This window comes from Variovorax boronicumulans, assembly GCF_009811375.1.
Lineage (GTDB): Bacteria > Pseudomonadota > Gammaproteobacteria > Burkholderiales > Burkholderiaceae_C > Variovorax > Variovorax boronicumulans.
Genome location: NZ_BKDH01000001.1, coordinates 2346081 through 2366198 on the forward strand (window position 1 = coordinate 2346081; position 20118 = coordinate 2366198).

The following is a 20118-nucleotide window of genomic DNA, read 5'->3' on the forward strand; positions in this document are numbered from 1 at the left end:
AGCGGCCCGGTGGACGATGTGCGGCGCGATGGTCCTCCCCGCCGGCCCTGCCTGGGCGCAGGCGCAGCCCCTCTTCACCGACGAGGAACAGCGCTGGATGAAGGCCAACCCCGTCGTGCGCTATGCCGCCGACACGCGGCTGAGCCCGCTGGAATCCATCGAGCACGGCCGCTACAAGGGATTGATCGCGGAGTACCTCGACGCGGTCGCCCGCAAGTCGGGCCTGCGCTTCGAGTTGCACGCCACCCCCGACTGGCAGGAAGCCCAGCAGGCCTTCCTCGACGGCAAGGTCGACATGTTCCCGAACGCCAGCGCCCAGCGAACCACGCGCGAAGTCGGCGCCAGGCTGCGCCTGACCGATCCCTTCTTCGTGGCGCAGACGATCATCGTCACGCGCACCGACGCCCCCTTCGTCCTGCACATGAAGGACCTGGACGGCAAGGTGGCGGCCGTGCGCGGCGGAGGCACCTACGCCCATGTCTTCGCCGAGCGCTACCCCGGCGTGCGCGTGCTGCCCACCAGCGAACCGATGGAAAGCCTCGACGCGGTGATCACCGGCGAGGCCTACGCCGCCATCGGCTCCGACGCGGTGTTCCTGCCCATGATGCGCCGCAGGCATGCGCGCCAGTTGAGCATCTCCGGCACGATCGGCGATCTCCTGTACGTGGCCCAGATGGGCGTTCGCGCCGACCTGCCGCTGCTGCATTCCATCGTGGAGAAGTCGCTCGCCAGCCTCTCGGCGGCGGAGACCGGCCAGATGAACGACCGGTGGCTGGAGCAGACAGACTTCGGCGAACCGTCGCTGCTGTCGATCGTGCGCTACCGCCTGCCACAGCTGTTGCTGCTGCTCGGCGGCGTCGTGCTGCTCGGCTGGTTCGCCTGGCGCGCCCGCGTGGCGCAGCGCGCCGCGCAGAAGAGCGAGCGCGCCAAGTCGAACTTCCTGGCGGTCATGAGCCACGAGATCCGCACGCCCATGAACGCGGTGCTGGCCTCCATCGAGATGCTGGCGCACACGCCGCTGGATGCGCGCCAGACGCGTTTCACGCGCACCGCCTCGGCGGCCGCCGAAGCCCTGCTGTCGCTGCTGGACGATGTGCTCGACCTCTCGAAGCTGGACGCCAGGCGCCTCGCGCTGGAACTGATGCCCACCGACGTCGACGCGCTGGCGCAGAAGGTGGCGCATGTGGCGCGCGTGAACGCGCAGGACAAGCCGCTGGTCATCGCGGTGCGCACGCACAACCCGTCGGGCCGGCAGGTGCTGATCGACCCCACGCGGTTGCGGCAGGTGCTGCTCAACCTGCTGGGCAATGCCGTGAAGTTCACCGAGCGCGGGCGCATCGACGTGACGCTGGAGCTTCTGGACGATGGCGACATGAACGGCCTGCTGACGGTCACGGTGAGTGACACCGGCATCGGCATCGCGCCCTCGCAGCAGGCCACCCTCTTCGATGCCTATTCGCAGGCCGACAGCTCCACGACCCGGCGCTTCGGCGGCACCGGCCTGGGGCTGACCATCTGCAAGGAGCTGGTCGAGTTGATGGGCGGCGAGATCCGGTTGAGCAGCCGGCTCGGTGCGGGCACCTCGGTCGAGTTCGCCCTGCCGGTGCGGCTTGTATCGCCCCCACAAGAACTGTCCAGGGATGCCGCTGCGGCGCATGGCAAGCCGCCCGCCGGGCCTGCGGCCACCGTGCTGGTCGTGGAGGACCACCCGGGCAACCAGTTCATCATCGCGGAGCAGTTGCGCATGCTGGGCTACGACGCCCGGATCGAAGCCGACGGCGCGGCGGCACTGGCCGCGCTCGCGCCGCCGCATCCTTTTGCGCTCGTGCTCATGGACTGCCACATGCCCGGAATGAGCGGTTATGAAGCGACACGCCGCATCCGGGAGCGCGAGCGCGAGGCCGGCGTCACCCATCTGCCCGTGATCGCGATCTCGGCCGCGACCGACTCGGCGCACCTCGACGAATGCATGGAATGCGGGATGGACGGCGTGCTCAAGAAGCCGCTGCGCCTGGACGAACTGTCGAGCATGCTGCAGCTCTGGCTGGGCGGAGCGCCGTCGTCGCCGCAACGTCCCGGCACGGCCTTGCCGCCGCAGTTTCACGAGGCCATGGCGGAAGACCTTGCGGCGTTGCGCCGGGCGTTCGCTGCGGGCGACACCGCGAGCGCGGCGCACCATGCGCACCGGATCCGGGGCGCGGCCTTGATGGTCGACGCTGCGGCTGTGGCAGCGCCCGCCGATGCGTTGGAGGAAATCGCTCGCGCCGAAACCGCTTCGGACCACATGCGCGTGGCGGACCTGCTGGACGAACTCCAGCTTGCGCTGTCGGCGCAGGCGGCGCCCTGAGCAGACGGCGCCCTACGCCCCCGCCATCCGTTCCTTCATCAGCCGGCGAAGAATCGCCAGCGCCGGTGCCTCGGTGCGCTGGCGCAAGGTCACCAGCCCGAAGCGCGCCGTGCCGCGCATCGGCGGCTCCATCCGCAACTCGACCAGGTCGGGTGCCGACTCGTGCACCGCGAGCAGCACCGTGTCGCTCTGGCGCACCACGTCGGCGATGCTGGGCAGCTCCTCGCACTGCAGGGTCACGCAGTTGGCAGGATGCGCCTGCGGGCCGTAGGTTTCGACCAACCCGCGCGCCACCTCGTCGCTCAGCGGCGTCGAGGCGATCGGGTAGCGCTGCACCGCTTCGAAACTCACGCCCTTGCGCAGCCGTGTGAGCGGATGGCCGCGGCGGCACAGGAAGGCGCCACGCAGCTCGTACACGTGGGTCAGCACCAGGTCGGGCGCGGGCTTGAGCGCGCGCGCATCGACCACCAGCGCGTCCAGGCTGCGCTCGCGCAGCGCCTGCGCCAGCAGGTCGGTGCTGCCGCGCGCGATCACGGTGCGCACGGCCGGGTGGTGCGTCGCCATGTGCAGCAAGAAGGGCGTCATCAGCAGCGCACCCGGCCCCGAACCCAGCCCGATGCGCACCGTGCCGCCCTCGCCTTCGCGCATCTGCCGGCCGCGGTCGCGCAGCGCCTCGGCCTCCGACACCAAGAGCCGCGCGCGCTCCAGCACCTCACGCCCGAAGACCGTGAGCTCGTTGCGCCGACCGATGCGGTCGAACAGCGGCATGCCCAGCTCGTCCTCGAGCGCGCGCACGCTGCGGCTGAGCGCGGGCTGCGTCAGGTGCAGCGCCTGCGCCGACTGGCTGAACGAGCCCGTGTGGGCCAGCGAAATCAGGTGCCTCAGTTGGACCAGCGTCATGGCGAAAACCTCGTTTTCATGAATGCATTGGACTCATGCTAATGCAGCCAACAATGCATTGGACGTTGCGTCGGCCCGCTCCTAGCATTCCCCTGCATCCGGCCCCACGAGCCGGCCCCACCCCAGGAGACATGACTTTGACGACGACTTCGCTCTTCCGATCCGCGCTGCTGCTCGGCTGCGGGCTGATGCTGGCGGCCGCGGGCCCCGCCCGCGCCGACGGCTTTCCCGCCAAGCCCGTGAACCTGATGGTTCCCTACCCGGCCGGCGGCCCCTCGGACGCCACCGCGCGCATCTTCACCGTGCCGCTGGGCAAGGCGCTGGGCCAGCAGGTGGTCGTGGAGAACCTGGGTGGCGTGAGCGGCGCCATGGCCGCGCAGAAGGTGCTGGCCGCGCCGGCCGACGGCTACTACCTCTTCCAGGGTTCGCCCAACGAGATCATTCTTGCGCCGCTGGCCAATGCGGCCGTGAAGCTCAAGGCCGAAGACTTCCGCATGGTGCATCCGGTGGCCGAGGCCGTGATGGTCTTCGTCGCCCGCAAGGACCTGCCGGCCAACAGCGTCGACGAGCTCATTGCGCTGGCGCGCAAGTCGCCCGACAAGCCGCTGTCGTACGGCAGCGTGGGCATCGGCTCGCTGTACCACCTGATCCTCGAGAAGGTGCAGCTGGACACCGGCGTGAAGCTCATGCACGCGCCCTACAAGGGCAACGCGCCGCTGCTGCAGGACATCGGCGGCGGCCAGGTCGACTTTGCCGTGCTGGTCTACAGCGCCGCCATGGGCGCGCTGGCCGACCAGGGCCGGCTGAAGATCCTCGGTCAGCTCGGCGGGCAGCGCTCCGAGCTGCTGAAGAACGTGCCCACCGCCAGCGAAGGCAAGGAGCTGAAGAACGTCAACTACAAGACCTGGAGCGGCTTCTTCGTGCGCAAGAACACACCTGAAGACGTGGTGCAGAAGCTGCACCAGGCCGTCGGCGCGGCGCTGAAGGAAACGAGCGTGCGCGAGCAGCTCGCGGCCCAGACCCAGCTGGCCTCGCCGCAGACGACGCTGGCCGAATCGGCGAAGTTCTATGAAGCCGAGACCGCGCGCTACCGCGACATCGCCAAGTCCATCCGCCTGGAACCCCAATGAGCACCACCGCCCTCCTGAACGACCTGCACGCCAGCGCCGATACCTTCATCGGCATCCGCCGCGACATCCACCAGCACCCCGAACTCGGCTTCGACGAGCACCGCACCTCGGCGCTGGTGGCCGAAAAGCTCCAGGCCTGGGGCTACACCGTCGAGCGCCACATCGGCGGCACCGGCATGGTGGGCCGGCTGGTGCGCGGCAGCGGCACGCGTCGCCTCGGCCTGCGTGCCGACATGGACGCCCTGCCCATCGACGAGGCCACGGGCCTGGCCTACGCCAGCGCGCACACGGGCGTGATGCACGCCTGCGGCCACGACGGCCACACGGCGATGCTGCTGGCGGCGGCGCAGCACCTGGCCGAACGCGGGCGCTTCGACGGCACGCTGAACCTGATCTTCCAGCCCGCCGAAGAAGGCGGCGGCGGCGCGGTGCGCATGATCGACGACGGCCTGTTCGAGCGCTACCCCTGCGACGCCATCTTCGCGATGCACAACATGCCCGGCATGGCGCAGGGCCGGCTGGCGATGCGCGAAGGCCCGGCCATGGCCTCGTCCGACTACGCCACGATCACCCTCACTGGCGTGGGCGGCCACGGCGCCATGCCGCACCGCGCGGCCGACCCCATCGTGGCCGCGGCCAGCATCGTGATGGCGCTGCAGAGCGTGGTCTCGCGCAACATCGATCCGCTACAGATGGCGGTGGTCACGGTGGGCGTCATCCACGCGGGCAAGGCCAACAACGTGATCCCGCAAGGCGCCGTGCTCGAGGTGAGCGTGCGCGCCCTCGACCGCGAGGTGCGCAAGAAGATCGAAACCCGCATCAAGGCGCTGGTCGCCGCGCAGGCCGAGAGCTTCGGCGTGCAGGCGCAGATCGACTGGCGGCCCGGCTACGCGGTGCTGGTCAACACGCCCGAAGAAACCGCCTTCGCGCGCACCGTGGCCGAAGAACTCGTGGGCCCGGCGCAGGTCACCTGGCAGACGCCGCCGCTACCGGGCAGCGAAGACTTCGCCTTCATGCTGGAGCGCGTGCCCGGCTGCTACCTGCTCATCGGCAATGGCGACGGCGACGCGCACGGCGCCTGCATGGTCCACAACCCGGGCTACGACTTCAACGACAGCAACGTTGCGGTGGGCGGCGCCTACTGGGTGCTGCTGACCGAGCGCTTTTTGCGCGCCGCGAACTGAACGTTCAAGAAGACTGCCGCGCGAGCCATTCGCGCGGCGACACGCCCACCTTCTGCGCAAACAGGCGCGACAGCGCCGAGGCGTTCGCGTAGCCGAGGCCGTCGGCAATCGTCTTGACCGACGCGCCCGTGCGCAGCTCGGCCTGCGCGATCGTCAGGCGCCACTGAGCCAGGTAGTCGGCGGGCGTCGCGCCCACCACCGACTTGAAGCGCGCCGCGAACGCGCTGCGCGACATGCCGGCCTCGGTGGCCATCTGTTCGAGCGGCCACGGCTCGCCCGGTCGCTCGTGCAGCGCGACGAGCACGCGCGCCAGTTGCGGATCGCCCAGCCCGGTCAACAAACCTGCGGGCACGCCGCTCTCCTGCGGATGGTCGAGCAGCCAGCGCAGCAGCTGGATCAGCACCACCTCGAACAGCCGGTCGGCCAGCAGCCGGTGCCCGCACAGCACGCGCCCGGTTTCCGCGAACAGCAGCGCCAGCGCCGCTTCGAGGCCGTCGACCGCATGCAGCGGCAGCCGCACCAGCGGCGGCAAGGCGCGCACCAGCGGGTGCGCCTCGCCGCCGTCGAAGTCGACCGTGGCGCAGACGAAATCCGAGCCTTCGGTGGGCGCGTTGTGGAAGTCGTGCGCCAGCGGGCGTGGGTAGAACAGCAGGCTGGGCTCCTTCACGACCAGCTTGCGCGGCACGCCGGCCGAACGCACCGACGGCGCCGAATGCGTGACCACCATCTCGCCGCGCCGCATCACATGCAGGAAGCTGCGCCCTTCCTTCGCCGCGAAGTGCGTCACGCCGCACAGCGGCCCCGTGTGGAACAGGTGGGCCCGGACACGGAAGCGCTCGAGCAGGGACGAGAGCCTGTCGATGGGCGGCGGTGGCTGTGCGCTCGGCATTGGACGAAAAGGTATGTTGAATGGATGAAAGCGTTCAAATCATACGGATTGCGGGAAGACACTGGTTGCATCGTCATCACCGAAAGGAAGTCTTCATGCCCCGCGTCAACCTCGTCACCGACACCGCCGCCACCGGCGACGCCCAGGTCTTGCTCTCCCAAATCCACGGTGCCTTCGGCGCCACGCCCAACATGTTCCGCGCCGTCGCCAACTCGCCCGCGGCGCTGCGCAGCCTCTGGGGATCGTTCGGCGCGCTCGGCGGCGGCGTCATTCCGGCGCAGCTCGGCGAGCAGATCGCCGTGGCCGTGGCCGACCGCAACGCCTGCCACTACTGCCTTGCAGCGCACACCGCGCTGGGCCGCAAGGCGGGCGTGTCGGCCGCCGACATGACGGCCGCACAGGCCGGCGAATCGGCCGACCCGCGCACCGCGGCGGCGCTGCGCTTTGCGCTCAAGCTCGTCGATGCGCGCGGCCAGGTCAACGACGCCGACGTGCAGGCCCTGCGCGCCGTGGGCTTCGACGACCGGCACATCGTCGAGATCCTGGCCCACGTCGCGCTGAACCTGTTCACCAACTACGTGAACGTGGCGTTCCAGGTGCCGGTGGATTTCCCGCAGGTGAAGCTGCGCACCGAGGCGGCCTGACATGGCCTGGCCGCGCCCCGAAGCGCCCGAACTGCAGGTCGCGCAGTGGCTCAACACCGACGCGCCCGTCACGCTCGCGTCGCTGCGGGGCCGGGTCGTGGTGTTGCACGCCTTCCAGATGCTGTGCCCGGCCTGCGTGTCGCACGGCCTGCCGCAGGCGAAGAAGACGCGGCAGCTGTTCGCCGCGAAAGACGTGGCGGTGATCGGCCTGCACTCGGTGTTCGAGCACCACGACGTCATGACACCCGCCGCGCTCGACGCCTTCGTGCGCGAGTACCGCCTGGGCTTTCCCATCGGCATCGACCAGCCCTCGCCCACCGGCGGCATCCCCGCCACGATGCGCGACTACCAGTGGCAGGGCACGCCGAGCACGGTGCTGGTCGACCGGCAGGGGCGCCTGCGCATGAGCCACTTCGGCCTGCTCGACGACATGGCACTGGGCGCCGCCATCGGGCAGCTCGCGGCTGAAGAGGCCCCTGCGCACCTCATTGCACAACCTGCAGGCGACGCATCGCCAGACGGCCCCTGCGACGACACCGCCTGCCGCGCCTGAACGAAGAAAGGACACTCGCCGCATGCCATGCATCGCCCTGCAACACCTCGCCTTCGAAGACCTCGGGCGCTTCGCGAACGTGCTCACCCGGGCCGGCCACGCCATCGACTACCGGCAGGCGGGCCCGTCCGCGCTCAGCGCCGACGAGTGGCGCCACGCCGACCTCGTGGTGGTGCTCGGTGGCCCCATCGGGGCGTACGACACGGCGACCTACCCCTGGCTCGCCGAAGCGATCGCCGGCCTGCAAGAACGACTGGCGCTGCAGCGCCCCACGCTGGGCCTGTGCCTGGGCGCGCAGCTCATGGCCCGCGCGCTCGGCGCCCGCGTGTACCCGTCGGGGCACACGGAGATCGGTTGGGCGCCGGTCGACCTGAGCGCGGCGGGCCGGGCCTCGTGCCTCGCGGCGCTGGACGGCGAACCCGTGCTGCACTGGCACGGCGACACCTTCGACCTGCCGCCCGGCGCCGAACTGCTGGCGAGCACCGCACGCACGCCGCACCAGGCCTTCCGCCACGGCCGCCATGCGCTCGCGCTGCAGTTCCACCCCGAGGCCGATCCCGCACGCATCGAGCCCTGGCTCATCGGGCACCACCACGAACTGGCCGCGGCCGGCATCGACATTCCCGCGCTGCGCGCCCGCAGCGCCGCGTTGGCCGACCTGCGCTCCGATGCGGCGGTGCGCATGCTGACGGCATGGCTGGATCCGCTCGCATGACGCAGCCCGCCCTGCGCATCGACGCGCTGCTGGTCGGCCCCGTGGCCCTGCTGCCCGACGGCCGCACGCGCAGCGGCATCCGCAAGACGCCGACGGCCGATGCGCTGTGGCTGTCGCCCACCGGCCTGCAGGGCGACGCGCAGGCCGACCTGCGCATCCACGGCGGCATCGAGAAGGCCGTGCACCACTACCCGCGCGAGCACTACGCGGGCTGGGCCTCGGCGAGCCACCAAAGCGAGCTGCTGTCGAATGCGGGCGCCTTCGGAGAGAACGTCTCGACCACCGGCTGGAACGAATCGACCGTGTGCATCGGCGACGTCGTGCAGCTCGGCGATGCGCGGGCGCAGGTGTCGCAGGGCCGGCAGCCCTGCTGGAAGCTCGACGCGCACTTCGGCAGGCCCGGCATGGCGCGCGAGATGCAGGCGCGCGGCTGCACGGGCTGGTACTACCGCGTGCTCGAGCCCGGCTGGGTGCGGGCCGGCGCGATGGCCACGCGCGTGGAACGCCCGCACCCGGAGTGGCCGCTGTCGCGCCTCATCGCGCTGCTGTTCTCGCGCGACGCGCGCTTCGCGCCCGAATGGGAACGGGCCGCCGCCCTGCCCGCGTTGGCCGAGCGCTGGCGCACCACGTTTCGCAAGCGGGTGGATGCGGGGCGCGTCGAAGACTGGGAGCCGCGGCTGCGGGCACCCGCGTCCGACCCCTGAGGCCCTTCAGTCGTCGAGGGTTTCGACGCGCAGTGCGATCACCGGACCGACCACGACCGGGCTCGTCTGCAACGCGTGCAAGGCGAGATCGACCGCGCTTTGCAACGCCGATTCGGTGATCACCAGCACCTGCGGCGCCGCCTCCGCCGGCCCGTTCGCCAGCACCAGTTGCCGCACCGGCAGCCGCTGCGCGGCCAGCAGCTCGGCCACGGCCGCGATGTCGGTCGCCGCCTGCACCGGCACGCGCAGGTAGTGCGCGCTGCGCACCGCCGCGCGCGGCAGCACCGGCAGTTCGCGCACCGCATGCGCATGAAAGCCCGTGTGCGGCACGCGCTGGCCGGCGTGGGTGCCGTCCAGGCGCGCCACGTCGACCAGGTCGGCGATCACGGCCGAGGCGGTCTGCTCCGAGCCGGCGCCCGCGCCGTAGTACATCGTGACGCCCGCCGCGTCGGCCTTGACCATGATGCCGTTCATCGAGCCGTTCACCTGCGCGAGCAGGTGCGTCGCCGGCACCAGCGCGGGCTGCACGCGCAGCTCCACGCCTTCTTCACGTCGACGCGCCACGCCCAGCAGCTTGACGCGAAAGCCCAGCTGTTCGGCGCAGGCCACGTCCACACGTTGCAGCGCGGTGATGCCCTCGACCTGCGCGTCGGCAAAGCGGACCGGCATGCCGAAGGCGTTGGCGGCCAGCAGCGCGGTCTTGTGGGCGGCGTCGACACCCTCGATGTCGAAGGCCGGGTCGGCCTCGGCATAGCCCAGCGCCTGGGCCTGCGCGAGCGCGTCGGCGAAGTCCAGGCCCTCGTCGCGCATCTTGCTCAGGATGAAGTTGGTGGTGCCGTTGACGATGCCCGCCACCCACTCGATGCGGTTGGCCGTGAGGCCCTCGCGCAGCGCTTTCACGATGGGGATGCTCACCGCCACCGCGCCCTCGTACATCACGGCCACGCCGTGTGCGCTGGCGGCGGCGAAGATCTCGGGGCCGTGCACGGCCAGTAGCGCCTTGTTGGCCGTGACCACGTGCTTGCCGTGCGCAATGGCCGCCAGCACCCAGTCGCGCGCCGGGCCGGTGCCGCCGGCCACCTCGACCACCACGTCGACATCGGGATCGGTGGCCACCTGCATCGGGTCGGCCGTGAGCGCCACGCCCTCGCCCACGATGCCTTGGGCACGCGCGAGGTTGCGCGCCGCCACCACCGTCACCTCGATGCCGCGCCCGGCGCGCGCGGCAATGAGGTCCTGGTTGCGGGCCAGCACGCGGAAGGTGCCCGCGCCCACGGTGCCGATGCCGATCATGCCGACGCGCAGGGGGCGAATGGCCGCAGGATGGCTGGGCTGGGGCAGGAAGGACGAGACGGGATCGCGGTACATGGGCTTCTCCAAACAACGAACGAACAGGACAAAAACAAAAAAACCCAGCTGCCAGCTGGGTTTCGTTCATTCGGGAGAAGAGACACCAGGTGGCTGCCGGAGCGGCCACCCTGCGCGTGCTCAGGGGGCCGCGGCGGTCATGGTGGTAATCATTCGTGCATTCACTGCGTCGCTCGTTCGCACGCAGGCGGCGAACGGCATCGTGCGGCCGACAACGGCGGCGCTGGATGCTGCAACGGGGGAAAGTGAAAGGCACGACATGAGCCGGCGAGTGTACACGCGGTGCTTGCGGCACGCCCCGATCCGGGCAAACTAGGGCATGGACAAGCATTTCCTGACCCCCCTGTTCGCCCCGGCGTCGATCGTGGCCTTCGTCGGCCAGCCCAGCGATCCGGGCGGCCAGACCGCCCTGGGCCGCACGCTGCGCGAAGCCTTCCGGGCCGACCGCTTCGACGGCACGTTGCGCTTTCTGGACGTGCGCACCCAGGGCACGCTCGAAGAACTGGCGCAGACGCATGCCGACCTGGCGCTGATCGCGCTGGCGCCGCACGATGTGGCGGCCGCCCTCGAGATCGCGGGCCGCATCGGCTGCAAGGCCGCGGTGGTCATCTCCACCGGCATCGCCGCCGAGCAGGCCGCGCAGTGGCGCAAGATCGCGCGCCGCGAAGGCGTGCACCTGCTGGGCCCGAATTCGCTGGGCTTCCAGCGCCCGCCGCTGCACCTGAACGCCAGCGTGGCCGGCCCGCTCGCGCGCACCGGGCCGCTGGCGCTGGTGTCGCAGTCGGGCGCGCTCACGGCCTCGATGCTCGACTGGGCGCGGCAGAACGGCGTGGGCTTTTCCAGCGTGGTGTCGCTCGGCCCGCACACCTCGGTCGACATTCCGCAGGTGCTCGACTTCCTGGCCAACGATTCGAGCACGCACAGCATCATCGTGTACCTCGAAGGCATTGCCGATGCGCGCCGCTTCATGAGCGCACTGCGCTCGGCCTCGCACGCCAAGCCGGTGGTGGTGCTCAAGGCGGGCCGCAAGCCGGCCGGCAACGAGGCCGCGCAGACGCACAGCGCGGCCATCGTGGGCAGCGACGATGTGTTCGACGCCGCCTTGCGCCGCGCGGGCGCGGTGCGGGTGCGCTCCTTTGTCGAGCTGTTCTCGGCCGCCAAGTGCCTGGCCTCGCGCTACCGGCCGGTGGGCAAGCGGCTGGCCGTGGTCACCAATGGCGGCGGCCCCGGCGTGCTCGCGGCCGACTGGATCAACGAGATCGGGCTGGACCTGGGCCGCCTCTCGGCCCCCGCGCAGCGCTCGCTGCAACCGTCGCTGCCGGCGCTCGCGTCGCTCACCGACCTCATCGACCTGTCGGAAGACGCCACGCCCGCGCACTTTCGCGCCGCCATCGACACCGCTTCGGCCGACAGCCAGATCGACGGCGTGCTCGCCATCTTCTCGCCCAAGGCCGGCGTCGACGCGGCCGCCACGGCGCGCGCGCTGGCCGACATTCCGCGCCCCATGCCCAAGCCGCTGCTGTCCTGCTGGATGGGCGACGCCTCGGTGGGCAATGCGCGGGCCGTGCTGGCCGAGGCCACCATTCCGAGCTTTCGCACGCCCGAGGCGGCCGTCGGTGCCTTCGGCAACATCGCGGCCTTCTACCGGAACCAGCAGCTGCTGCAGCAGACACCGCCGCCGCTGTCGGCGCTGGCCAAGCCCGACATCGACGGCGCGCGCCTGCTCATCGAGAGCGTGCTGGCCGAGCGGCGCAAGGTGCTGACCGAGATGGAGTCGAAGTCGCTGCTGTCGTGCTTCCACATCCCGATCACCCGCACCCTGCTCGCGCGCAGCGCCAACGAAGCCATGATGATCGCTACGCAGCTGGGCTTTCCGGTGGCGCTGAAGATCGACTCGCCCGACATCTCGCACAAATCCGACGTCGAGGGCGTGGCGCTGAACGTGATGAACGGCACCAGCGCGCGCGACACCTACCTGGAGATGATGGAGCGCGTGGCGCGCCTGGCGCCCGATGCCCGCATCAACGGCGTGACCGTGCAGAAGATGGTGCGCGCGCGGCGCGGACGCGAAATCTACGTGGGCCTGGTCACCGACCAGCCCTTCGGCCCGGTGATCGTCTTCGGCGCGGGCGGCACCATGATCGAGCTCATGAACGACCGCGCCATGGAGCTGCCGCCGCTGAACCAGTTCCTGGCGCGCCACCTCATCGAGCGATCGCGCGTGGCCGAGACGCTGGGCGAATGGCGCGGCGCCAACGCCGTGAACATGGAAGCCATCGAAGACGTGCTGCTGCGCGTGTCCGAAATGGTGTGCGAGCTGCCCGAGCTGCGCGAGATGGACATCAACCCCATCATCGTGGACGAGCACGGCGCGGTGTCGGTCGATGCGCGCATCGTGGTCGACAGCAGCACGCAGGCCGTGGCGGGCCCGGTGGGCAACGGCTACCAGCACCTGGCCATCATGCCGTACCCCGCGCGCTACCGGCGCGAATGGCCGCTGCCCGGTGGCGGCGCGTACGTGGTGCGGCCGGTGCATCCGAACGACGCGCAGATGCTGCAGGCGCTGGTGCAGGGCCTGTCGCCCGAGAGCCGCTGGTTCCGCTTTGTCTCGCGCTTCCACGAGCTGCCGCCGTCGATGCTGTCGCGCTTCACGCTCATCGACTACGACCGCGAGATGGCGCTGGTCGCCACCGTGATGGAGCGCAGCACCGCGCCCGACGGCAGCATCCTCGAGAGCGAGCGCATCGTGGGCGTGTCGCGCTACATCACCAACCCCGACCAGACCAGCTGCGAGTTCTCGCTCGTGGTGGCCGACGAGTTCAGCGGCAAGGGCATCGGCTCGCGCCTCATGGAAAGCATCATCGACGTGGCGCGCGACCGCGGCCTCTCGGAAATGGACGGGCTGGTGCTGGCCGGCAACCCCGACATGCTCAAGCTCGTGCGCCGGCTGGGCTTCTCGGTGAAGTCCTTCCCCGAGGACCCGGACTTCAAGCTGGTGACCTACCCGCTGTAGCCCGACGGCGGCGGCTGCAACTCGACGAGAATCGGCCGCCCTCCACCCGCGCGTTTCTTCATGTTCCGAATCCTTTTGCGTTCCCTCGGCCGCCTGCTGGTGAGCCTCGCCGTGCTGCTGTCGGCCGCCTGGGCCTGCGCGGCCCTCTGGTACCAGCTGCCCGCGACGCTCCCGCTCAAGGTCGGCGCGATGGTGCTGTGGGGCCTCTTCGGCCTGGCGGCGATCGTGCTGCTGTGGCGCGGCAAGGCCGGCCGCTCGCTGCTGGCCTACGCCATCGGCTTCGTCGTGCTGCTCGAGTGGTGGGGCACCATCGCGCCCTCTCAGCATCGCGAATGGGCCGACGACGTGGCGCGCCACCTGAAGCCGCGCGTCGAAGGCAATGTGGTCACGATGGAGAACGTGCGCAATTTCGAATGGCGCAGCGACACCGACTACACCGTGCGCTGGGACACGCGCCGCTACGACCTGGACCGCCTGCGCTCGGTCGACGTGTCGCTGTCGTACTGGACCGGCCCGGCCATCGCCCACACGCTGGTGTCCTTCGGCTTCGACGACGGCCAGTTCGTCACCTTTTCCATCGAGATCCGCAAGGAGCGCGGCGAGAGCTTCTCGTCCATCGGCGGCTTCTTCAAGCAGTTCGAGAACAGCCTCGTGGCCGCCGACGAGCACGACATCCTGCGCGTGCGCACCAACGTGCGCGGCGAAGACGTCTACATGTACCGCGTGCACCTGCCGCAGGCCGAGATGCGTTCCCTGTTCCTGGGCTACGTGGGCGAAGCCAACGCGCTGGCGCGCGCGCCGAGCTTCTACAACACGCTCACCGCCAACTGCACGACCATCGTCTACAGCCTCGCCCGGCACGTCGTGCCCGGCCTGCCGATGGACTACCGCCTGCTGGCCTCGGGCTACCTGCCCGAGTACCTGCACGACGTGGGCGGCCTGACGCCCGGCCTGAGCATGGACGCGCTGCGCGCCGGCGGCCGCATCACCGACCGGGCCATCGCCACCGACCGGCAGCCCGGCGTGAACTTCTCGCAGGCCATCCGTCAGGGCCTGCCGGGCGTGGCGCCATGAGGCGCATCGGCTTCCCCGCCCTGCTGCTGGCGCTGTCGCTGCTCACCGGCTGCGCCGGCGTCACCGTCGGCACCATCTCGCCGGCCGACTACCTGGCGCAGCGGCGCGGCGACGTGCTCACCACCGGCCAGCTCAGCAGCTCGGCGCAAGAGGTGCTGCGCGTCATCGGCTCCGACGCCGACCAGTGCCGCCAGGACGGCCGCGCCTGCCGCCAGAACCTTGCCACCTCCGCCGGCCTGAACGACGAGCAACGCATGTCGGCACTGTCCGAGGTGTGGCTGCAGCTCGCGCTGGCGGGCGGCGACGGCGGCTCGGCCGCGCAGCCCATGGCGCCCGAGGCCATCGAAGCCTGGCTGGAAACCGCGCGCCACGCCTACGCCTACCTGTTCCACACGGCGCGCAAGCCGCGCGACCGCGCCTTCGAAGACCGCCAGACGCAGGTGCGCGACTACTACAACTACGCGGTGCAGCGCGCCATCACCGGCCTGTTCAGCCGCTACCGCAAGAGCGACATGTCGGTGGCCGCCATTCCGCAGGTGAGCGGCTGGCGCATCGACGCCGACCTGTCGGCGCTGCAGCTCGCACCCGACGCGCCCCCGCCCAAAGAGCTGATTCCCGCCGCCTCGCTGACCTTCTCGGGCCTGCGCAACATCTACCGCCGTGACGGCTTCGGCGCCGAATTGGTCGCCGCGGGCGACGACCGTCCGACCGCGGCGCAGGCCGACGAAGACGCCCCGCCGTTCAGCGAGACGCCCTTCCCCGCGCTCACCGCGCTGCTGCAGTTCGATGGCGCCACGCTGCAGGACGTGCTGGCCACGCGCACGCTGCGCATCGCTGTGTTCGACCCCTACCGCACCAGCACGATCAAGCTGGCCGGCGAAGAGATTCCGCTGGCCGCCAACTTCACCTCGGGCTACGGCCTGTGGCTGGCCCGCTCCGACTTCGCGCTGCAGGCGCTGCGCAGCCTGTTCGGCGGCGCCGAGGGCCTGACCCGGCCGCACATCTACCTGATGCAGCCCTACGACCCGAAGCGGCGCACCATCGTCATGCTGCACGGCCTGGCCAGCAGCCCCGAGGCCTGGATCAACGTGGCGAACGAAGTGCTCGGCGACGAGACCCTGCGCCGCCGCTACCAGATCTGGCAGGTGTACTACCCGACCAATGCGCCGCTGCCGCTGAACAACCTCGCCATCCGCGAAGCCATCACGCAGACCCTGGCGCACTTCGATCCGCAGGGCCGCGCCGAGGCGTCGCGCAACGTCACGCTCATCGGCCACAGCATGGGCGGCGTGCTGTCGCGCCTCTTGGTGTCGTCGTCGGGCGACGTGCTGTGGGACGCGCTGCGCGAGGGCTACCCCATGCCGGCCGCGCAGCGCCGCCGCATCGAGGAAGGGCTGGGGCCCTACCTGCGCTTCGAGCCGCTGCCCCAGGTCAGCGACGCCATCTTCATCGCGTCGCCGCACCGCGGCACCTCGTTCGCCAACAAGCGCATCTCGCGCTGGGTGGCCAACCTCATCACGCTGCCGGTGGCCATGCTGGGCCAGCTCAACGACATCTCGCGCGAGCTGATGCGCGTGGCGCCCAGCTCACAGGACATGGGCCCGCTGCGCATTCCCAACAGCATCGACAACCTCAGCGACCGCGATGCCTTCGTGCGCCTGTCGTCGGGGCTGCCGCTGAGCCCGAAGGTGCGCTACCACTCCATCATCGGCAACGACACGCCCGGCCTGCCGCTGGCCGAGTCGAGCGACGGCATCGTGCCCTACACCAGCGCGCACCTCGACGGCGCGGTGTCGGAGCTGGTGATCCCGTCGGCGCACAGCGTGCAGGAGCACCCGCTGGCGATCCTGGAGATCCGGCGCATCCTGCGCGAACAGCTGCAGCGCGTGCCCTGAGGGCACTTCATGCCGTGGCGAGCACGGCCGCAGCCGGTGCGTGCCGCATGTCCGGCACCGCCGCCATCAACGCCCGCGTGTACGCGTGCTTCGGCGCATCGAGCACTTCGGCCGCACTGCCCTGCTCCACCAGCCGCCCGCGCTGCATCACGCCCACGTCGTCGCACATGTGGCGGATCACCGCGAGGTTGTGGCTGATCAGCAGGTAGGTCAGGCCGAACTCGTCCTGCAGGTCGCGCATGAGGTTCAGCACCTGGGCCTGCACCGACACGTCGAGCGACGAGGTCGGTTCGTCGCAGACGATGAACTCGGGCTGGCTGGCCAGGGCCCGCGCGATGGCGATGCGCTGGCGTTGGCCGCCCGAGAACTGGTGCGGGTAGCACCGCCCGTCGTCGGGCGACATGCGCACGCGGCGCAGCGCCTGGGCCACGCGCTCGGCGGTTTCGTCGGCGCTGGCGGCCAGGCCCAGCACCTCGACCGGCTCGGCGATGAGCCGGTCCACGCGCCAGCGCGGGTTGAGGCTGGCGTGCGGGTCCTGGAAGATCATCTGGAAGCGCCGACGCAGCGCGGCCGTCTGCGCGGCGTCGCCCCAGCGTTCGATGCCGTCGAAATGCACCGTGCCGGCCGTGGGCCGCGTGAGGCCGGCGATCATGCGCGCCACGGTCGACTTGCCCGAGCCCGACTCGCCGACCAGCCCGAAGGTGCGTCCGCGCGCGATGTCGAAGCTCACGCCGTCGACCGCGTGCAGCACTTTCTTCGGCTGGCGCGCGAGCGTGCGCACGAGCCAGCCGGCCGAAAGATCGAATTCGCGTGACAAGCCCTGCACGCGGATCAGCGGAGTGCCGTCGGCCGGCGCCGCCACGGTCTCGGCCTGCGCGGGCTGCAACGCGGCGGCCACGGCGATGTCCGCGCCGATCTCCGGCACCGGCAGCCGATGCAGCCTGTCGTGCACCGAAGGAATCGCGGCCATCAGTGCGCGCGTGTACGGCTCGCGCGGGTGGTCGAGCACCTGGCGCACCGGGCCGGTCTCGAGCACGCGGCCCTGGTACATCACCATCACGCGGTCGGCCGCCTCGGCGATCACGCCCATGTCGTGCGTGATCAGCATCGCGGCCGTTCCGCGCTCGCGGCAGACGCGCCGGAACACGCGGATCACCTGCGCCTGCACCGACACGTCGAGCGCGGTGGTGGGCTCGTCGGCAATCAGCAGCTGCGGCTCGGCGCACAGCGCGAGCGCAATCGCCACGCGCTGGCGCATGCCGCCCGAGAACTGGTGCGGGTACTGGTCGATGCGGCTTTCGGGGTCGGGAATCTCCACGTCGGCCAACAACGCCAGTGCGCGCCGGCGCGCCTCCTGCTCGCTCACGGGCAGGTGCGTGCGGATGGTTTCGACGAGGTGCCGGCCGATCGGGTAGACCGGGTTCAGGCTGGTCAGCGGGTCCTGGAACACGCTGCCGATGCGGCGCCCGCGCACGCGGCGCATGTCTTCGCCGCGCAGCGTGTCGATGCGCTCGCCGTGCAGCTCGACCGTGCCGCCCGCGATGCGCCCCGGCGGCGGCACCAGGCCGATGACGGCCGCGCCGACCATCGACTTGCCCGCGCCCGACTCGCCGACCACGCCCAGAATTTCGCCCGGCGCGATCTCGAACGAGACGCCGCCCAGCACCTGCACCGTGCCCCGGTGCGTGTCGAAGGCCACGTCGAGCCCGCGCACCCGCAGCACGGGCGTTTCGCCGCTGGGTGACGGCCATGGCGATGGGTCGCGCGCGCTCATTGCAGCCTCGGGTTCAAGGCGTCGCGCAGCCAGTCGCCCGCCAGGTTGACCGACAGTGCCAGCGCCAGCAGCACCAGCGCCGGAAACATCAGGATCCACCACTCGCCCGAGAACAGGAAGCCCTGCCCGATGCGGATCAGCGTGCCCAGCGACGGCTGCGTGGGCGGCAGCCCCACGCCCAGGTACGACAGCGTCGACTCCGCCACGATGGCCAGCGCGAAGCTGATGGTGGCAATCACCAGCACCGGCGCCAGCAGGTTCGGCAGGATGTGCCGCACCAGGATGCCGGTGCGCGAGCGGCCGATGATCTGCGCGGCGGCCACGTAGTCCTTGTGCTTCTCGAGCATCACGGCGCCGCGCACCGTGCGCGCGTACTGCACCCATTCCGACAGCCCGATGGCCGCCACGATCACGTACACCGCCATGTCGTCGCGGTAGCCCTCGGGCAGCAGGCCGCGCGCAATGCCGAAGATCAGGAGCGCCACCAGCAGCACCGGAAAGGTCAGCTGCACATCGGCCACGCGCATCACCAGCGTGTCGAACCAGCCGCCCGCATAGCCGGCCGCCAGCCCGAGCGGCACGCCGATGGCCAGCGACAACCCGACCGCGCTCACGCCCACGAGCAGCGACATGCGCAGCCCGTAGAGGATGGCCGAGAACACGTCGCGCCCCTGGTCGTCGGTGCCCAGCGGGTAGAACGCGCCCGAGGCGCCCTGCTGCCCCGGCGGGGTGAAGGCGTCGATCAGGTCGAGCACGGCTGGGTCGAAGGGGTCTTGCCGCGCGATCCACGGCGCGAGCAGCGAGGCCAGGGCAACCAGCAACAGCACGAAGGCGGCCAGTTGCACGGTGCGCGAGCGTGCGAAGGCGCGCAGCACGGGCGACTCGGCGTTGCGCCAGCGGCGCGGCGCGGGGGCGCCGGTCGGAGAAGGAAGCGTCATTCGGAAAAAAGCAGGAAGGAGTCAGGCGCGTCGCAGGCGCGGATCGACCAGCACGTACAGCAGGTCGACGATGAAATTGATCGCCACGTACAGCAGCGCGATCAGCAGCAGGTAGGCCGCCACCACCGGCACGTCCACCCCCTGGATCGACGTGATGAACAGCAGCCCCACGCCCGGCCACTGGAACACCGTCTCGGTGACGATGGCGAAGGCCACCAGCGAGCCGACCTGCAGCCCGGTGATGGTGATGACCGGGATCAGCGTGTTGCGCAGCGCGTGGCCGTAGTTCAGGTCGCGCTCGCGCAGCCCGCGCGCACGGCCGAAGCGGATGTAGTCGGCGCGCAGCACCTCCAGCATCTCGGCGCGCACCAGCCGCATGATCAGCGTCAGCTTGTACAGGCCCAGCGTCAGCGCGGGCATCAGCAGCGAGGCCCAGCCCGAGGCCGTGAGCAGCCCGGTGCTCCAGCCACCCAGCTGCACCGTGTCGCCGCGCCCGAACGACGGCAGCCAGCGCAGCTCGACCGCGAACAGGTAGATGAGCCCGATGCCGATCAGGAAGGTGGGCAGCGACACGCCGACCAGCGACACCGCCATGACTGCGCGGCTGGCCACGCTGTCGCGTCGGATCGCGGTGTACACGCCCAGCGCCACGCCGCCTGCCACCGCCAGCACGGCCGCCACCAGCGCCAGTTCGAGCGTGGCCGGCAGCCGCTCGGCGATGAGTTCGACCACCGGCCGCTTGAGCCGGTACGACACGCCCAGGTCGCCCTGCAGCGCGTGGCCCACGTAGCGCAGGTACTGCACCGGCACCGGGCGGTCGAAACCCAGCTCGGCCGTCAGCGCGGCGCGCTCTTCCAGCGTGGCGTCTTCGCCGAGCAGGCTGATGGTCGGGTCGCCGATGTGGCGGAACACCAGGAAGGACACGAACGACACCGCCAGCAGCACCAGCACGGACTGGCCGAGCCGGCGCAAGAGATGGACCCACATGGT

At 70.6% G+C, this 20118-nt stretch carries 16 protein-coding genes; 10 read left to right on the forward strand and 6 right to left on the reverse strand.

What is annotated here, in order from left to right:
• Positions 1-28 precede the first annotated feature (28 nt).
• Positions 29-2347 carry an ATP-binding protein gene (locus VHAB30_RS10715; protein WP_159277024.1) on the forward strand — a complete coding sequence of 773 codons (2319 nt, stop codon included), beginning with the start codon at positions 29-31 and terminating at the stop codon, positions 2345-2347.
• A gap of 12 nt (positions 2348-2359) precedes the next feature.
• On the opposite strand, the gene VHAB30_RS10720 is transcribed toward VHAB30_RS10715, so the two are convergent.
• Entirely contained in the window at positions 2360-3247 is an 888-nt protein-coding gene (locus VHAB30_RS10720) for a LysR family transcriptional regulator (protein ID WP_095745258.1), read from the reverse strand.
• Between the two features lie 131 nt (positions 3248-3378).
• Between VHAB30_RS10720 and VHAB30_RS10725 the strand changes: the two genes are divergently transcribed.
• Together VHAB30_RS10725 and VHAB30_RS10730 are read left to right on the forward strand one after the other, a co-directional pair.
• On the forward strand, positions 3379-4377 hold the full coding sequence (locus VHAB30_RS10725; RefSeq protein ID WP_062472854.1) for a tripartite tricarboxylate transporter substrate binding protein: 999 nt from the start codon (positions 3379-3381) through the stop codon (positions 4375-4377).
• Positions 4374-5561 carry a M20 aminoacylase family protein gene (locus tag VHAB30_RS10730; RefSeq protein ID WP_159277025.1) on the forward strand — a complete coding sequence of 396 codons (1188 nt, stop codon included), beginning with the start codon at positions 4374-4376 and terminating at the stop codon, positions 5559-5561. The genes VHAB30_RS10725 and VHAB30_RS10730 overlap by 4 nt, the downstream gene beginning before the upstream one ends.
• A 4-nt stretch (positions 5562-5565) precedes the next feature.
• Here the strand turns inward: VHAB30_RS10730 and VHAB30_RS10735 are convergent, their stop codons facing one another.
• Positions 5566-6450 (reverse strand): AraC family transcriptional regulator, encoded by an 885-nt coding sequence (locus VHAB30_RS10735; RefSeq protein WP_159277026.1) that lies wholly within the window; start codon positions 6448-6450, stop codon positions 5566-5568.
• Between the two features lie 95 nt (positions 6451-6545).
• On the opposite strand from VHAB30_RS10735, the gene VHAB30_RS10740 reads away from it, so the two are divergent.
• Genes VHAB30_RS10740 through VHAB30_RS10755 form a run of 4 tightly spaced genes read left to right on the forward strand, consistent with a single transcriptional unit; the run spans position 6546 to position 9066 of the window.
• Positions 6546-7094 carry a carboxymuconolactone decarboxylase family protein gene (locus VHAB30_RS10740; protein ID WP_159271857.1) on the forward strand — a complete coding sequence of 183 codons (549 nt, stop codon included), beginning with the start codon at positions 6546-6548 and terminating at the stop codon, positions 7092-7094.
• Position 7095: 1 nt separating this feature from the next.
• Complete coding sequence (locus tag VHAB30_RS10745) at positions 7096-7647, forward strand: redoxin family protein (RefSeq protein WP_159277027.1); 552 nt, start codon at positions 7096-7098, stop codon at positions 7645-7647.
• Positions 7648-7669: 22 nt separating this feature from the next.
• Positions 7670-8362 carry a glutamine amidotransferase gene (locus tag VHAB30_RS10750; RefSeq protein ID WP_159277028.1) on the forward strand — a complete coding sequence of 231 codons (693 nt, stop codon included), beginning with the start codon at positions 7670-7672 and terminating at the stop codon, positions 8360-8362.
• Positions 8359-9066 (forward strand): MOSC domain-containing protein, encoded by a 708-nt coding sequence (locus tag VHAB30_RS10755; protein WP_159277029.1) that lies wholly within the window; start codon positions 8359-8361, stop codon positions 9064-9066. The genes VHAB30_RS10750 and VHAB30_RS10755 overlap by 4 nt, the downstream gene beginning before the upstream one ends.
• Before the next feature lie 6 nt (positions 9067-9072).
• On the opposite strand, the gene VHAB30_RS10760 is transcribed toward VHAB30_RS10755, so the two are convergent.
• Positions 9073-10434, reverse strand: a complete 1362-nt coding sequence (locus tag VHAB30_RS10760; protein ID WP_159277030.1) for a homoserine dehydrogenase — start codon at positions 10432-10434, stop codon at positions 9073-9075.
• Positions 10435-10753: 319 nt separating this feature from the next.
• Here VHAB30_RS10760 and VHAB30_RS10765 point away from each other — a divergent pair, with 319 nt between their 5' ends.
• From VHAB30_RS10765 to VHAB30_RS10775, 3 genes are read left to right on the forward strand one after another with little or no spacing between them, the layout of a single operon-like run.
• Positions 10754-13447, forward strand: coding sequence for a bifunctional acetate--CoA ligase family protein/GNAT family N-acetyltransferase (locus tag VHAB30_RS10765; protein ID WP_159277031.1), 2694 nt, complete (start codon positions 10754-10756; stop codon positions 13445-13447).
• Between the two features lie 60 nt (positions 13448-13507).
• On the forward strand, positions 13508-14521 hold the full coding sequence (locus VHAB30_RS10770; protein WP_159277032.1) for an Lnb N-terminal periplasmic domain-containing protein: 1014 nt from the start codon (positions 13508-13510) through the stop codon (positions 14519-14521).
• Positions 14518-16416: an esterase/lipase family protein gene (locus tag VHAB30_RS10775; RefSeq protein ID WP_159277033.1), complete on the forward strand. Its 1899-nt coding sequence runs from the start codon at positions 14518-14520 to the stop codon at positions 16414-16416. Before VHAB30_RS10770 ends, VHAB30_RS10775 begins: the two co-directional genes overlap by 4 nt.
• A 7-nt stretch (positions 16417-16423) precedes the next feature.
• Here the strand turns inward: VHAB30_RS10775 and VHAB30_RS10780 are convergent, their stop codons facing one another.
• Genes VHAB30_RS10780 through VHAB30_RS10790 form a run of 3 tightly spaced genes read right to left on the reverse strand, consistent with a single transcriptional unit; the run spans position 16424 to position 20115 of the window.
• Positions 16424-18190 (reverse strand): dipeptide ABC transporter ATP-binding protein, encoded by a 1767-nt coding sequence (locus VHAB30_RS10780; RefSeq protein ID WP_159277034.1) that lies wholly within the window; start codon positions 18188-18190, stop codon positions 16424-16426.
• Entirely contained in the window at positions 18187-19128 is a 942-nt protein-coding gene (locus VHAB30_RS10785) for an ABC transporter permease (RefSeq protein WP_159277035.1), read from the reverse strand. Before VHAB30_RS10785 ends, VHAB30_RS10780 begins: the two co-directional genes overlap by 4 nt.
• 21 nt (positions 19129-19149) lie before the next feature.
• Positions 19150-20115 carry an ABC transporter permease gene (locus VHAB30_RS10790; RefSeq protein ID WP_159277036.1) on the reverse strand — a complete coding sequence of 322 codons (966 nt, stop codon included), beginning with the start codon at positions 20113-20115 and terminating at the stop codon, positions 19150-19152.
• Positions 20116-20118 lie beyond the last annotated feature (3 nt).

Bases quoted from the DNA above. Each gene is read 5' to 3' on its own strand.
- VHAB30_RS10715 (WP_159277024.1), top strand. From the start codon at position 29: ATGGTCCTCCCCGCCGGCCCTGCCTGGGCGCAGGCGCAGCCCCTCTTC.
- VHAB30_RS10720 (WP_095745258.1), bottom strand. From the start codon at position 3,247: ATGACGCTGGTCCAACTGAGGCACCTGATTTCGCTGGCCCACACGGGC.
- VHAB30_RS10725 (WP_062472854.1), top strand. From the start codon at position 3,379: ATGACTTTGACGACGACTTCGCTCTTCCGATCCGCGCTGCTGCTCGGC.
- VHAB30_RS10730 (WP_159277025.1), top strand. From the start codon at position 4,374: ATGAGCACCACCGCCCTCCTGAACGACCTGCACGCCAGCGCCGATACC.
- VHAB30_RS10735 (WP_159277026.1), bottom strand. From the start codon at position 6,450: ATGCCGAGCGCACAGCCACCGCCGCCCATCGACAGGCTCTCGTCCCTG.
- VHAB30_RS10740 (WP_159271857.1), top strand. From the start codon at position 6,546: ATGCCCCGCGTCAACCTCGTCACCGACACCGCCGCCACCGGCGACGCC.
- VHAB30_RS10745 (WP_159277027.1), top strand. From the start codon at position 7,096: ATGGCCTGGCCGCGCCCCGAAGCGCCCGAACTGCAGGTCGCGCAGTGG.
- VHAB30_RS10750 (WP_159277028.1), top strand. From the start codon at position 7,670: ATGCCATGCATCGCCCTGCAACACCTCGCCTTCGAAGACCTCGGGCGC.
- VHAB30_RS10755 (WP_159277029.1), top strand. From the start codon at position 8,359: ATGACGCAGCCCGCCCTGCGCATCGACGCGCTGCTGGTCGGCCCCGTG.
- VHAB30_RS10760 (WP_159277030.1), bottom strand. From the start codon at position 10,434: ATGTACCGCGATCCCGTCTCGTCCTTCCTGCCCCAGCCCAGCCATCCT.
- VHAB30_RS10765 (WP_159277031.1), top strand. From the start codon at position 10,754: ATGGACAAGCATTTCCTGACCCCCCTGTTCGCCCCGGCGTCGATCGTG.
- VHAB30_RS10770 (WP_159277032.1), top strand. From the start codon at position 13,508: ATGTTCCGAATCCTTTTGCGTTCCCTCGGCCGCCTGCTGGTGAGCCTC.
- VHAB30_RS10775 (WP_159277033.1), top strand. From the start codon at position 14,518: ATGAGGCGCATCGGCTTCCCCGCCCTGCTGCTGGCGCTGTCGCTGCTC.
- VHAB30_RS10780 (WP_159277034.1), bottom strand. From the start codon at position 18,190: ATGAGCGCGCGCGACCCATCGCCATGGCCGTCACCCAGCGGCGAAACG.
- VHAB30_RS10785 (WP_159277035.1), bottom strand. From the start codon at position 19,128: ATGACGCTTCCTTCTCCGACCGGCGCCCCCGCGCCGCGCCGCTGGCGC.
- VHAB30_RS10790 (WP_159277036.1), bottom strand. From the start codon at position 20,115: ATGTGGGTCCATCTCTTGCGCCGGCTCGGCCAGTCCGTGCTGGTGCTG.